The organism is Erwinia sp. STN24 (assembly GCF_041320675.1).
Taxonomy (GTDB): Bacteria; Pseudomonadota; Gammaproteobacteria; order Enterobacterales; family Enterobacteriaceae; genus Erwinia; species Erwinia aeris.
This window is the reverse complement of sequence record NZ_JBGGPM010000003.1, coordinates 273980-287084: the sequence shown is the minus strand read 5'-3', so window position 1 is coordinate 287084 and position 13105 is coordinate 273980. Positions and strand designations below refer to the sequence as shown.

The window sequence follows — 13105 nt, the reverse complement described above, 5'->3', positions numbered from 1 at the left end:
GTGGTAAAAGCCCGCTGACCCGGTGCCTGATGCGCTAAAAGCACATTACTGAAGCTGCTCTTTGCAAATGCCTGGGCTGGCGTACTTGTGCGCGGGAAGCGGCAAAGCGTTAAGGGAAAGACGCCCCGGTAAAAGGATCCGCCGATAATACCTCGCCTTTTTCATCGGCTTTGCGACATTCGCAGCATTCTGCCCGCTTGAAGTAGCTGGCAATTTCCGCAACACTGGAGCCATGTAAACGTTTACCCTGGAAGGCTTTGTCACTATGGCTACCATTAAGGATGTCGCCAGGCTGGCGGGTGTGTCCGTCGCTACGGTCTCTCGCGTAATTAATAATTCGCCTAAAGCCAGCGACGCTTCTCGCCAGGCCGTTAACAGCGCAATGGAAGAGTTGCAGTATCATCCCAACGCTAACGCGCGCGCGCTGGCGCAGCAGTCAACGGAAACCATGGGGCTGGTCGTCGGCGACGTTTCCGATCCCTTTTTCGGCGCGCTGGTTAAGGCGGTCGAGCAGGTCGCCTACGGCACCGGCAACTTTTTGCTGATTGGCAACGGTTATCACAATGAGCAAAAAGAGCGCCAGGCGATTGAACAGCTGATCCGGCATCGCTGCGGCGCGCTGGTGGTGCATACCAAAAAAATCCCGGACGCCGACCTGATCCCTCTGATGAAGCAGATCCCCGGCATGGTATTGATTAACCGTGCGCTGCCGGGTTTTGAAAAGCGCTGCATTGCGCTGGACGATCGCTACGGCTCGTGGCTGGCAACGCGCCATCTAATCCAACAGGGCCATCAGAACATCGCTTTTATCTGCTCAAACCACCCTATTTCCGATGCGGACGAGCGGCTGCAGGGCTATTACGACGCGCTGAAGGAGCACAATCTGCCGGGCAGCGATCGCCTGGTCGCGTTTGGCGAACCGGATGAGATCGGTGGCGAACAGGCGATGACGGAGCTGCTGGGACGCGGCAAGGCCTTTAGCGCCGTAGCCTGCTATAACGATTCAATGGCGGCGGGCGCGCTGGCGGTACTCAGCGATAACGGCGTGCGGGTGCCGGAAGAGATGTCGCTGATTGGTTTTGATGATGTGCTGGTATCGCGCTATGTCCGCCCGAGGCTGACCACGGTGCGCTACCCTATCGTCACCATGGCGCAGCAGGCAGCGGAGCTGGCGTTAGCGCTGGCTAATAACCAGCCGCTGCCGGAGGTGACCAATCTGTTCAGTCCGACGCTGGTGCGCCGCCATTCGGTCGGCTCGCCGGACTGATGCTTACGTCTCCAGCGCCAGCAGCTCCTGAACGGTCTGCGCGCGGCGGATCTGGCGCGGCTGGCCGTTTTCAAACAGCACTTCCGGCAGCAGCGGGCGGCTGTTGTAGTTAGAGGACATCGACGCGCCGTAAGCGCCGGTATCATGAAATATCAGATAGTCGCCCGGCCTGACGTGCGGCAGCGCGCGGGTTTCGACTTTGCCGCCTTCCTGCTGGGTGAAAACGTCGCCGGATTCGCACAGCGGCCCCGCCACCACGGTGTCAATCGTCCGGCTCTCTTGCAGATCGCGTCCGTCTCCGGCAATGGCGGAGATATGATGATAGCTGCCATACATCGCCGGGCGCATCAGATCGTTAAAACCGGCGTCCACCAGCACGAAGTGGCGGCTGCCCATCTGTTTAACGGCGCGCACTTCAGACACCAGCACGCCAGATTCCGCCACCAGAAAGCGTCCCGGTTCAATTTCCAGCTTCACCGCATGGCCTAAATGCTGCGCCACTCGCTGGCGCGCCGCATCCCACAGCCCAAAGTAGTGAGCGGTATCGATCGCTTCTTCGCCAAAACGGTAGGGAATGGAAAGCCCGCCGCCGGCTGAGATCGCCTCCACATCCTGTCCGAAGTCGATAACCAGCCTGACCATTGCGTCGCAAACCTGCTCCAGATGACCATAATCCACGCCCGACCCAATATGCATATGGATGCCGACCAGCTGCAGACGATGCTGCCGGATAGCGGCCAGCGCCAGCTCAAGATCGCCGTGCCAGATCCCGTGCTTGCTGTTTTCACCGCCGGTATTGGTTTTCTGGCTGTGGCCGTGACCAAACCCCGGATTAACGCGCAGCCAAACCTTATGGCCCGGCGACACTTCGCCCAGCTGATGCAGCATATCAACTGAACCGGCATTCACCGGGATCGCAAGCTCTGCCAGACGGGCAAGCGTAGGCGCATCCAGCAGATCGGCCGTAAAGACGATCTCTTCCCCGCCGGGCTGAAAGCCTGCCGCCAGCGCACGCTCCACTTCTCCCAGCGAAACCGAATCAACGCGAACGCCCGCTGCGCGCATCAGCTTAAGGATATGAACGTTAGAGCAGGCTTTTTGCGCAAAACGCACCACGTCAAACTGTTGCAGCAGCGCGATACGGTCGGCAATGACATCGGCATCATAAGCCCAGACGGGGCCGCCATACTGGCGCGCCAGCTGGAGCAAATTGTCACGGTTCAGAGCGGTTTCAGTGGTGTTCAGCGGGCGTGGCATCGGGCTTTCTCCTGTCAGTAATAGCGTTATTACGCCATAGCGACAGCGGGATGAAAAATATCTGTTTTAGCGAAGTCTATTCATTCATGATATGAATTAGTCTTTTTGCGAGGGTATTTATGGCTGGCATCACGCTGCGGCATATCGAAATTTTTCATGCGGTTGTTACCACCGGCAATCTGACCGAAGCGGCGGTCATGCTGCATACCTCGCAGCCCACGGTCAGCCGCGAGCTGGCCAGGCTGGAAAAGCTGACCGGCCTGAAGCTGTTCGATCGCATCCGGGGCCGTCTGCACCCTACCGTTCAGGGACTGAAGCTGTTTGAGGAAGTGCAGCGGTCCTGGTACGGTCTGGACAGGATTATCAACGCGGCCGAAAGCCTGCGCCAGTTTCGCCAGGGCGAGCTGTCTGTGGCCTGTCTGCCCGTGTTTTCCCAGTCGCTGCTTCCCCTGCTCTGCCAGCCCTTTTTGCAGCGTTATCCCGACGTCAGTTTGAATATCATTCCGCAGGAGTCGCCGCTGCTGGAAGAGTGGCTGTCGGCGCAACGTTACGATTTAGGCTTAACGGAAACCGGCCAGACGCCGGCCGGCACGGAACGCAGCGTAATCTTTACCGGTAATGAGGTTTGCGTGCTGCCGCAGGACGACGCGCTGGCGGAAAAAAGCTGCCTGACGCCGCAGGATTTCGCCGGGAGAAACTTTATCAGCCTGTCGCAAACGGACAGCTATCGTCAGTTACTGGATCAGCTATTCAGCGAGCAGGGCGTTCAGCGCAGAATGGTGATGGAGACGCACAGCGCGGCCTCGGTTTGTGCGATGGTAAGAGCGGGCGTGGGCGTTTCGATAGTCAATCCGCTCACGGCGCTGGACTATGCGGGCAACGGCGTGGCAATCCGCCGCTTCAGCATTGCGGTGCCTTTTACCGTCAGCCTGATCCGGCCGCAGCACCGCCCCGGCTCGGCGCTGGTTGACGCGTTCAGTCTGCATCTGCGCGAGCATAGCAGCCTGTTCAACCAGCGCCTCGCGGCATTACTGGCTTAAGCGCGCGCCGCCTGCTGCTGGCCGCGCGGGCGGCGGAAGGTCAGCAGGCAAATCAGCAGGCCCATAACGGCCAGTACGGCCGCCGCAACCGGCACGGAAGTCAGCCCGTAACCGCCGTCAATCACTGCACCGCCCGCCCATGCGCCAAACGCGTTGCCGACGTTAAACGCAGAGATATTCAGCGTAGACACAAGGTTCGGCGCCTCTTTGCCGTGGCGAACCACGTTGATTTGCAGTCCCGGCACGGTAGAGAACGTTGCCATCGCCCATAAAAACAGGGTGATTTCCGCCAGCCACAGCGCATGGCTGGTCCAGCTAAAGGCGAGCGAAAACAGCGCGATCAGCGAGAAGCTGAGGATCAGGCTAAAAGAGACTTTCCAGTCGGCCAGCCTGCCGCCCAGGATATTGCCGACGGTCAGGCCGCCGCCGATTAAAAACAGCGTCCAGCTGACGCCTTTGTTGCTGATGCCGGTAACCTGGAGCAGCAGCGGCGCAATATAGCTGAACAGCGCAAACATGGCGGCGGCGAAAAACACCGTCATCAGCAGCGACAGCCACAGCTTGCCGTTAGCCAGCGCGCTGACCTCGCTGGCCAGATGTACCGGCTTTTCGTTGCGGTTGGTGGGCAGGCTGACGATCAGCGCAATAAAGGCCAGCACGCCAATCACCGCCACGCCCCAGAAGGTGGCGCGCCAGCCAAACAGCTGGCCGAACCAGGTACCCAACGGCACGCCCAGCACGTTAGCCAGCGTTAAGCCGGTAAACATCAGCGCCACGGCGGACGCCTGTTTGTCGGGCGCGACCAGGCTGGCGGCTACCACGGCGCCAATGCCGAAAAATGCGCCGTGACAAAGCGCGGTGATCACCCGTGCCATCATCAACAGGTTGTAGCTGTAAGCCAGCGCGCAAAGCACGTTGCCGACAATAAAGATCGACATCAGTAAAATCAGCGTCTTTTTACGCGGCAGCTTAGCCGTGAGCAGCGCCATAATCGGTGCGCCGATCGCCACGCCCAGCGCATAGCCGCTGATTAACCAGCCCGCCGAAGGGATCGTTACGCCGAGATCGCCTGCCACTTCCGGCAGCAGGCCCATAATAACGAATTCCGTGGTGCCTATAGCAAAGGCGCTCAGCGCCAGCGCCAGTAAAGAAACGGGCATCTCATCTTCTCCAGAAAAAATTATCTTTCCGCCGACAGCGGTCGACAGGCAAAAAAAGGGCGGGGAAAGTATTACAGAATGTGAATTTTGATCTGCATCACATCAGAGATTAAAGCACAGCTCATCAGGGACTTATACCCCTTCTCAGGCAACAATCTCTTGCCTGAAAGGCAATAATCGCCGCCGACTGACCGTCAGATCCACCGATTTTAGCCTTTCCGGCGCGTTTTTGGGCCTCGCGGTTTGTCTATACTTGAGGAAAATACGCCGCTACTTTAGTAAATAATGGTCGTGTTTTGCGCGCATTGAGACGGTAATCATTACGGAAAATTATCAATTATCTGATAATCATTTGACGCGGAGTGAGGTTAAATAGGTAAAGTTTTCCGAGTGTTGGCCGATACCTCGATGATGGATGCAACGGGCGTTTATTGAGCTGTGCTTGATCGATTCATTACCGAGGAGCAAAGATGCGACTGGCTATTTGCCTGCTGACGCTGAGTATCACCGGGTGCTCAGTAGGAAAATATGAGTACAGCAGCGAAGCAGAGAAGCGTGTGGATATGACCGTTACCGGCATTCCGACCATTCTGGGCGTGGGCACGCTGGGCACCACTATTCCGCTGACCGCCGATTACAGCCTGACGGCGGCGCACGTGGCGAAATATTCGCTTTATCGCGTTAAGTCGCGCCATCCTGAATGCGACCTGGCGGTGGTTTACCATAAAAACGGCAACGTTCCCGCGCCGCGCTTCCGTAACGGCTTTATGGGCGACAAAATCAATCTGTATGGCTACAGCTTTATCTCTGCCATGCCGGTGGCCTCAACCGGCACCAATCTGGTGAATACCGGCCTGAAGAACGACTGGAACAAGCTGAGCTGCGTCGTGGTGGCTTCCGACGCGGGCGTGGTGCAGGGCATGTCCGGCGGCGCGGTCTATAACGCGTCCGATGACTCCGTGGCAGGCGTTATCGTTGGCTATTCCAACCGCATTAACGATATTAAAACCGGTAAAACGCTGTATAAAAACGTCTCGCTGTACGTGCCCTACGCGCGCTTTAAGGATTGGCTGGACGAGGCGATAAAATCGTAACGGCATGGCGGCTTACTCCGCTGGCGCAGGAGCTTATCGCTATTTCGACATGAAGGGCGATGGTGGTCAAAGAGCGGCACCGGACGCGCTGGCGGCTCCAGTAACAAACCGGTTTTGCGCAGGCAAACATTACGTACTTTATTCCAGCGCAGGCTTTAGCCCAGCGAAGAGCAAAATCCGTCATTTTGATGGGGACTTCCCGGAACCGTTCAGGCCATCGCCAGCTCCCGCCTGAAATCAGCCGTAAAAAAGGGGCGACAAGTCGCCCCTTAATCTCACAGCCGTTGCTTATTTTCCTGACGGACGCAGCGCCGGGAACAGGATCACGTCGCGAATGGTGTGGCTGTTGGTAAACAGCATCACCATACGGTCGATACCGATGCCCAGACCAGCGGTTGGCGGCAGGCCGTGCTCCAGCGCCGTTACGTAGTCTTCGTCGTAGAACATCGCTTCGTCGTCGCCCGCATCCTTGGCGTTAACCTGCTGCAGGAAGCGTTCAGCCTGATCCTGCGCGTCGTTCAGCTCGGAGAAGCCGTTACCGATTTCACGGCCGCCGATAAAGAACTCGAAGCGGTCGGTAATTTCCGGGTTAACGTCGTTGCGGCGAGCCAGCGGCGACACTTCGGCCGGATATTCGGTGATAAAGGTCGGCTGGATCAGATGGCTTTCCGCCGTCTCTTCGAAGATTTCCGTTACCACGCGGCCCAGACCCCAGCTCTTCTCAACCTTGATGCCCAGCGACTGCGCGATAGCGCAGGCTTTGTCAAAATCATCCAGGTCGGCCAGATCGGTTTCCGGACGGTATTTCTGAATGGCTTCTTTCATCGTCAGTTTGTCGAACGGCTTGCCGAAGTCGAACTCCTGATCGCCGTAAGGCACTACCGTGGTGCCCAGCACGTCCTGCGCCAGCGTACGGAACAGGCTTTCGGTCAGTTCGATCAGATCCTTGTAATCCGCATAGGCCATATAGAGTTCCATCATGGTGAACTCTGGGTTATGGCGCGGCGAGATCCCTTCGTTACGGAAGTTACGGTTGATCTCGAAGACGCGATCGAAGCCGCCGACCACCAGGCGCTTCAGGTAAAGCTCGGGCGCGATGCGCAGATACATGTCAATATCCAGCGCGTTATGATGGGTGATAAACGGACGGGCAGACGCGCCGCCGGGGATCACCTGCATCATTGGCGTTTCCACTTCCATAAAGTCGCGGCCGACCATAAAGCTGCGGATGCCCGCCATGATCTGCGAACGAATTTTAAAGGTTTTGCGCGAGTCGTCGTTGGAGATCAGATCCAGATAGCGCTGGCGATAGCGGGTTTCCTGATCGGCCAGGCCGTGGAACTTATCCGGAAGCGGGCGCAGCGCTTTGGTCAGCAGACGCAGTTCACTACAGTGGATAGAGAGCTCGCCGGTTTTGGTTTTAAACAGCTTGCCGCGAGCGCCGATGATATCGCCGAGATCCCACTTTTTAAACTGTTCGTTGTAAATGCCTTCCGCCAGATCGTCGCGAGAAACATACAGCTGGATGCGGCCGCCTACGTCCTGCAGCGTAACAAAGGATGCCTTGCCCATAATACGGCGCGTCATCATACGTCCCGCCACGCTGACTTCTACGCCCAGCGCTTCCAGCTCTTCATTCTCTTTCGCGTCATATTCTGCGTGCAGCTTGTCGGAAAGGCTGTCGCGACGGAAATCGTTGGGAAATGCCACGCCGTTCTCACGCAGCGCGCTCAGCTTTTCGCGACGCGCTTTCAGTTCATTATTCAGCTCAAGTGCGGCGTCGGCGCCCTGCGGTTGTTGTTCTGACATGTCAGTTCCTTATAGCCCTGCTTTCAAACTTGCTTCAATAAATCGGTCCAGATCGCCGTCCAGCACCGCCTGAGTATTACGGGTTTCCACGCCGGTGCGCAGATCCTTGATGCGTGAATCGTCCAGCACGTAGGAGCGGATCTGGCTGCCCCAGCCGATATCGGATTTGTTATCTTCCAGCGACTGTTTCTCAGCGTTTTTCTTCTGCATTTCCAGCTCGTACAGCTTCGCCTTCATCTGCTTCATCGCCTGGTCTTTGTTCTTATGCTGAGAACGGTCGTTCTGGCACTGGGTCACCGTACCGGTGGGAATATGGGTGATACGCACCGCCGATTCCGTACGGTTAACGTGCTGACCACCGGCGCCGGAAGCGCGGTAAACGTCAATACGCAGGTCGGCCGGGTTGATCTCGATATCGATATCGTCGTCCACTTCCGGGTAGACAAACGCGGAACTGAAAGAGGTATGGCGGCGACCGCCGGAGTCGAACGGGCTTTTACGCACCAGGCGATGCACGCCGGTTTCGGTACGCAGCCAGCCGAAAGCGTAATCGCCGCTGATGCGCAGCGTGGCGGATTTAGTACCGGCTACTTCGCCTTCGGACTCTTCGATCACTTCCGTTTTAAAGCCTTTCGCCTCGGCCCAGCGCAGGTACATACGCACCAGCATACTGGCCCAGTCCTGCGCTTCCGTACCGCCGGAGCCGGCCTGAATATCGATATAGCAGTCCGCGCCGTCGTATTCGCCGGAGAACATGCGGCGGAACTCCAGATCGGCGAGCTTTTTATCCAGCCCGTCCAGCTCGGCAACCGCTTCGTTGAAGGTTTCTTCGTCGTCCGCTTCTACCGCCAGCTCCAGCAGGCCGGCAACATCTTCCAGCCCCTGGCTCAGCTGATCCAGCGTTTCTACTACCGCTTCCAGCGCGGAACGCTCTTTGCCCAGCGCCTGCGCGCGTTCAGGCTCGTTCCAGACGTCCGGCTGTTCCAGCTCGGCGTTAACTTCTTCTAAGCGCTCTTTCTTGGCATCGTAGTCAAAGATACCCCCTGAGAACGCTGCTGCGCTCAGTGAGATCCTGAATTCGGTTCTTTACCGGATTAATTTCAAACATGATTTAGATCTTCAAAAGTCTGCAATGTAACTACGCAGTTTAAACGAATTTGCGGGGAGTTTGTAGCGTTAGCGCGGCAGCAGTTTACCGCAGCCAATCCCTTAGTCGGAAGGCGCACCGGCGCTGGTTACGCTTGTTGACGCTTAACCGGCAGAAGCTGGGGGCTCGGGCGGATATTCTGCCACTAACGAAGCCAGAGGAATGTTAAACATCTTATGCAGCCTGCGGATCATCGGCAGCGTCAGCGTTCGTTTATAATTCAGCACCTCATAAACGCGATTTTTGAGACCGATTGCCGGCACCAGATCGTTGGCGGTCATTCCCATTTGCTCCATGCGAAATTTAATAGCCGCGACCGGATCCGGCGCTTCAATGGGATAATGCTCCTGCTCATATTTTTCTATAAGCAAAATAGTCACTTCCAGAAAATCTGCCGCCTCTGAGCCGGGTTCAGGTTCATTATCAAAAAGCGGCGAAACCGCAGCCAGCGCATAGTGATAATCTTCTTCAGTGCGAATAGGTTTGATTTGATACTTTGTCATAGCTCCACCGTCTTAGCGTCAATGTCGTTATATTGGGCGTGGGTTCCAACAAACTTCACGTATACCGCCTGAAAGCGGTAGGCCACAGCGGCTATTAACCGATAGTCGTTACCCTTTATCTCGAATATCACCCGGTTTTTCGCCACAAAATCGGCTGACGGATAGCGCCTCTTTATATCCTGTGGCGTCCGCCAGGTCGCTTTTCTGACTTCATCAACCCAGGCCTTAAGCGGTTGCTCAGCCTGATTGTGGAGGGTCCAGAATTCCCGTAATGGCGCTACCGCGATAATCTTCATGTCCCCTCCCTGGGTAAACATTCGCCTTGACTATACCAGTCCCATTTTGGGACTGCAAGATAATGAAAAGCGCTTACTTATTACGCTATCCCTCTGCCATGACAAATCACAACCTCTTCCTGACTGAGTAAGACTTGCCTGTTCAGGCTACAGCGGCCAGAGATGCTCGATAATCAGCTGCACGCTGCGGTTGCCGCGAAACTCGTTGATATCCAGCTTGTAGGCCAGCTCTACCTGCTTCACGCTGGGATCGGGCCAGAGCGCGGTATCAATATTGAAAGCGATACCGTCCAGCAGCGGCCCGCCGCCCAGCGGCTCCAGCATGACCTTCAGATGACGCTCGCCCACCAGCCGCTGCTGGATCAGCTTAAATTTGCCGTCAAACTGCGGTTCGGGAAACGCCTGCCCCCATGGCCCGGCTTCACGCAGCAGCTCTGCGGTGGGCAACGTCAGCTCCTGCGCCATCAGCTGGCCGTCTGACCAGACCACGCCCTGCAAAGACTCTTCGCTGAGCCATTCGCCGATTAGCTCGCCAAAGCGCTGGCGGAATTCATCGAACTTTTCCGCCTCCAGCGACAGGCCCGCCGCCATCGCGTGGCCGCCAAACTTGATAATCAGGCCGGGATAGAGCGTATCCAGCCGCTCAAGCGCGTCACGCATATGCAGCCCGCTGATGGAGCGTCCCGACCCTTTCAGCGTGCCGTCACCGGCGGGCGCAAAGGCGATAACCGGACGGTGAAAGCGCTCTTTCAGCCGCGAAGCCAGGATGCCGACCACGCCCTGGTGCCATTCCGGATGGTACATGGCGATACCAAGCGGCAGCGCTTCGCTGCTGCGCTCCAGCGCATCGCACAGCGCCAGCGCTTCCGTCTGCATCCCCTGCTCTATCTCTTTGCGCGTCTGGTTCAGCGCATCCAGCTCGCTGGCCAGCATGCGCGCCTGGGCGATGTCTTCGCTAAGCAACAGCGCGACGCCGACCGACATATCGTCCAGCCGTCCGGCAGCGTTGAGACGCGGCCCCAGCGCAAAACCCAGGTCGCTGGCGGCAAGCTGGCGCGCGTCGCGATTGGCGATTTCCAGCAGCGCCCGGATGCCGACGCGGCATTTGCCGGCGCGAATACGGCTCAGCCCTTGCCAGACCAGGATGCGGTTGTTGGCGTCCAGCGGCACCACGTCCGCCACCGTGCCCAGCGCCACCAGATCCAGCAGCTCGGCCAGGTTTGGCAGCGTGGCGACGCCGCTGTCGCGCAGCCGCGCGCGCAGCGCCAGCATCAGATAAAACGCGACGCCCACGCCCGCCAGCGTGCGTGAAGGAAACTCGCTGTCCGCCAGGTTAGGATTAACAATCGCTTCCGCATCCGGCAGCGTATCGCCGGGGAGGTGGTGATCGGTGATCACTACGGCGATGCCTTTTTCGTGCGCCAGCGCGACGCCAGCATGGGAAGAGATGCCGTTATCCACGGTCATAATCAGCTGCGCACCGCGCGCCGCCGCCTGCTCCACCACTTCCGGACTCAGGCCGTAGCCATCGTCAAACCGGTTTGGCACCAGATATTTGATATTGCGGCCGCCCATGCTGCGTAAAGCCAGCACGGTCAGCGCGGTGCTGGTGGCGCCGTCGGCGTCGAAATCGCCAACGATCATAATGCACAGGTTATCGGCAATGGCCTTTTGCAGGATCTCTGCCGCCCGCTCAATGCCGCTGAACGAGTGAAACGCGTGAAGATTTTTGGCACCGCGCTCCAGCTCCACGGCCTGCTTAACGCCACGATGCGCATAGAGGCGACGCAGCAGAGGATGGAGATCCTCCGGCAGCTCGCACGCCTGCGCCGCCACGCGGCGGCGTAATTCGGTTTTTCCTTTCACTGGGCTTAGCCGCCTGTCTTCTGGCTATCCAGCAGCTTTTTCATCTCCTGCGGCCCCTGATAGCCAGGGATCATCATACCGTTTTGCAGCAGGATGGCTGGCGTGCCCTGAATACCGTAGAGAATGCCCAGCTGGTAATGCTTAGCCAGGTCGATTTTGCAGTCGGCCGCCGCAGGGGTTTCGCCTTTCATCGCCGCGTCGAACGCTTTTTTGCGATCGGCCACGCACCAGATTGATTTCATCTCTTTGGCGACCTGTCCGTTCATGCCTTCGCGTGGGAAGGCCAGATAGCGCACGGTGATCCCCAGCGCGTTGTAGTCCGCCATCTGCGAATGCAGCTTATGGCAGTAGCCGCAGGTGATGTCGGTAAAGACGGTGATGACATGCTGCTCTTTCGGCGCTCTATACACGATCATTTCGCTGCTCAGCGCGTCGACTTTTTTCTCCAACAGTTTGTTGGTGACGTTGATCGGCTGCGCGCCGCTGATGTCGTACAGCGGCCCCTGAATAAACTGCTTGCCGTCTTCACTGACGTAAAGCACGCCGCTTTCGGTCAGCACGGTTTTCATCCCTGGCAAAGGCGACGGCTGGATCTCCATCTGCTGCAGTCCCAGCTTCGCCAGGGATTGCTTGATGGCCGCATCGTCGGCATGCGCCAGGCCAGCTGCTACCAGCAGAGAAAGGAGAAAGTAACGCTTTTTCATTGATTATCCTCATGGCCTTATAGTTTGGCCGTTTGATCACCGCGTCAGGCGCGGGGATGATGCTGTTGATGTAACTGCCGTAGCCGCTCGGTGGCGACATGGGTATAAATTTGCGTGGTGGACAGGTCGCTATGCCCTAACAGCATCTGTACGACCCGCAGATCGGCGCCGTGGTTCAACAGATGCGTGGCGAAAGCGTGTCGCAGCACGTGGGGGGAGAGCTTTTCACTGTCGATGCCCGCCAGCGTCGCATAATGCTTGATGCGGTGCCAGAACGTTTGTCGGGTCATTTGCTGCGCGCGGTTGCTGGGGAAAAGCACGTCCAGCGTCTGTCCGTTCAGCAGCCACGGACGACCATATTCAATGTAATGCTCCAGCCAGTGCAGCGCCTCTTCACCCAGCGGTACCAGCCGTTCTTTATCGCCTTTTCCCACCACGCGCACCACGCCCTGGCGCAGGCTGACGTTGTTGAGCGTCAGGCTGACCAGCTCCGTGACGCGCAGTCCGGTGGCATAAAGCAGCTCCAGCATGGCTTTGTCGCGCAGCTCTATCGGGATATCCGTAGAGGGCGCCTGCAGCAGCCGCTCTATCTGCGCTTCGCTGAGATCTTTCGGCAGCCGCTGCGGCAGTTTAGGCGAGGCCAGCAGCGCGCTGGGATCGTCTTCACGCAGCTTTTCCCGGTAAAGATACTGGAACAGGCGCCGCATGGCGCTGAGCAGGCGAGCGGAACTGCTGGCCTTATAGCCACCTTCCACGCGCTCGGCCAGAAAGTTCTGTAGCCCGGCGCTGTCTACATGCAGCAGATCCAGCTGGTGATGCGCCAGCCAGTTCACCAGCGACATCAGATCAAGCCGATAGGAAGCCACCGTATTTTGCGCAAGATTTCGCTCAATCCATAAGGCATCAAGAAACTGCTCTGTCAGATCGCTGTCCTGCACGTTGACTCCTTTTCCACTTACCCG

The 13105-nt window shown here is 57.8% G+C and carries 12 protein-coding genes; 3 read left to right on the top strand and 9 right to left on the bottom strand.

The window, feature by feature from the left end; all coding sequences use genetic code 11:
• The first annotated feature begins 265 nt into the window (after positions 1-265).
• Positions 266-1267, top strand: coding sequence for an HTH-type transcriptional regulator GalR (gene galR / locus ACA373_RS13960; RefSeq protein ID WP_125287364.1), 1002 nt, complete (start codon positions 266-268; stop codon positions 1265-1267).
• A gap of 3 nt (positions 1268-1270) precedes the next feature.
• Here the strand turns inward: galR and lysA are convergent, their stop codons facing one another.
• Positions 1271-2524 carry a diaminopimelate decarboxylase gene (gene lysA / locus ACA373_RS13955; RefSeq protein ID WP_370734685.1) on the bottom strand — a complete coding sequence of 418 codons (1254 nt, stop codon included), beginning with the start codon at positions 2522-2524 and terminating at the stop codon, positions 1271-1273.
• A gap of 119 nt (positions 2525-2643) precedes the next feature.
• Between lysA and ACA373_RS13950 the strand changes: the two genes are divergently transcribed.
• Positions 2644-3564, top strand: a complete 921-nt coding sequence (locus tag ACA373_RS13950; protein ID WP_253458691.1) for a LysR family transcriptional regulator — start codon at positions 2644-2646, stop codon at positions 3562-3564.
• Here ACA373_RS13950 and ACA373_RS13945 read toward each other — a convergent pair.
• Entirely contained in the window at positions 3561-4724 is a 1164-nt protein-coding gene (locus ACA373_RS13945; RefSeq protein WP_253458688.1) for an MFS transporter, read from the bottom strand. The two genes, ACA373_RS13950 and ACA373_RS13945, sit on opposite strands and share 4 nt — an antisense overlap.
• 470 nt (positions 4725-5194) lie before the next feature.
• On the opposite strand from ACA373_RS13945, the gene ACA373_RS13940 reads away from it, so the two are divergent.
• Positions 5195-5818, top strand: a complete 624-nt coding sequence (locus ACA373_RS13940; RefSeq protein ID WP_253458685.1) for a serine protease — start codon at positions 5195-5197, stop codon at positions 5816-5818.
• A gap of 288 nt (positions 5819-6106) precedes the next feature.
• Here ACA373_RS13940 and lysS read toward each other — a convergent pair whose 3' ends face one another.
• The 7 genes from lysS to xerD form a co-directional block, all read right to left on the bottom strand.
• On the bottom strand, positions 6107-7627 hold the full coding sequence (gene lysS / locus ACA373_RS13935; protein WP_370734684.1) for a lysine--tRNA ligase: 1521 nt from the start codon (positions 7625-7627) through the stop codon (positions 6107-6109).
• A gap of 9 nt (positions 7628-7636) precedes the next feature.
• Positions 7637-8735 (bottom strand): peptide chain release factor 2 gene (prfB, locus tag ACA373_RS13930; protein ID WP_125287358.1). Its coding sequence is split into 2 segments (ribosomal slippage): positions 7637-8659 and positions 8661-8735, totalling 1098 coding nucleotides; the frame shifts between segments, so codons are not numbered across the junction.
• A 143-nt stretch (positions 8736-8878) separates the two neighbouring features.
• Positions 8879-9277, bottom strand: a complete 399-nt coding sequence (locus ACA373_RS13925; protein WP_253458680.1) for a type II toxin-antitoxin system HigA family antitoxin — start codon at positions 9275-9277, stop codon at positions 8879-8881.
• Entirely contained in the window at positions 9274-9573 is a 300-nt protein-coding gene (locus ACA373_RS13920; protein WP_301252521.1) for a type II toxin-antitoxin system HigB family toxin, read from the bottom strand. The genes ACA373_RS13925 and ACA373_RS13920 overlap by 4 nt, the downstream gene beginning before the upstream one ends.
• Before the next feature lie 147 nt (positions 9574-9720).
• Complete coding sequence (gene recJ / locus ACA373_RS13915) at positions 9721-11439, bottom strand: single-stranded-DNA-specific exonuclease RecJ (RefSeq protein WP_370734683.1); 1719 nt, start codon at positions 11437-11439, stop codon at positions 9721-9723.
• 5 nt (positions 11440-11444) lie between these two features.
• A complete protein-coding gene (gene dsbC / locus ACA373_RS13910) occupies positions 11445-12143 on the bottom strand; it encodes a bifunctional protein-disulfide isomerase/oxidoreductase DsbC (RefSeq protein WP_370734682.1) in 699 nt (232 codons plus the stop codon).
• Positions 12144-12187: 44 nt separating this feature from the next.
• Positions 12188-13081 carry a site-specific tyrosine recombinase XerD gene (gene xerD, locus ACA373_RS13905; RefSeq protein ID WP_253458672.1) on the bottom strand — a complete coding sequence of 298 codons (894 nt, stop codon included), beginning with the start codon at positions 13079-13081 and terminating at the stop codon, positions 12188-12190.
• Positions 13082-13105 lie beyond the last annotated feature (24 nt).

Excerpts from the sequence above, each read along its gene's own strand:
- ACA373_RS13940 (WP_253458685.1), top strand. The coding sequence starts at position 5,195 with ATGCGACTGGCTATTTGCCTGCTGACGCTGAGTATCACCGGGTGCTCA.
- galR (WP_125287364.1), top strand. The coding sequence starts at position 266 with ATGGCTACCATTAAGGATGTCGCCAGGCTGGCGGGTGTGTCCGTCGCT.
- ACA373_RS13950 (WP_253458691.1), top strand. The coding sequence starts at position 2,644 with ATGGCTGGCATCACGCTGCGGCATATCGAAATTTTTCATGCGGTTGTT.
- dsbC (WP_370734682.1), bottom strand. The coding sequence starts at position 12,143 with ATGAAAAAGCGTTACTTTCTCCTTTCTCTGCTGGTAGCAGCTGGCCTG.
- lysA (WP_370734685.1), bottom strand. The coding sequence starts at position 2,524 with ATGCCACGCCCGCTGAACACCACTGAAACCGCTCTGAACCGTGACAAT.
- ACA373_RS13945 (WP_253458688.1), bottom strand. The coding sequence starts at position 4,724 with ATGCCCGTTTCTTTACTGGCGCTGGCGCTGAGCGCCTTTGCTATAGGC.
- lysS (WP_370734684.1), bottom strand. The coding sequence starts at position 7,627 with ATGTCAGAACAACAACCGCAGGGCGCCGACGCCGCACTTGAGCTGAAT.
- ACA373_RS13920 (WP_301252521.1), bottom strand. The coding sequence starts at position 9,573 with ATGAAGATTATCGCGGTAGCGCCATTACGGGAATTCTGGACCCTCCAC.
- ACA373_RS13925 (WP_253458680.1), bottom strand. The coding sequence starts at position 9,277 with ATGACAAAGTATCAAATCAAACCTATTCGCACTGAAGAAGATTATCAC.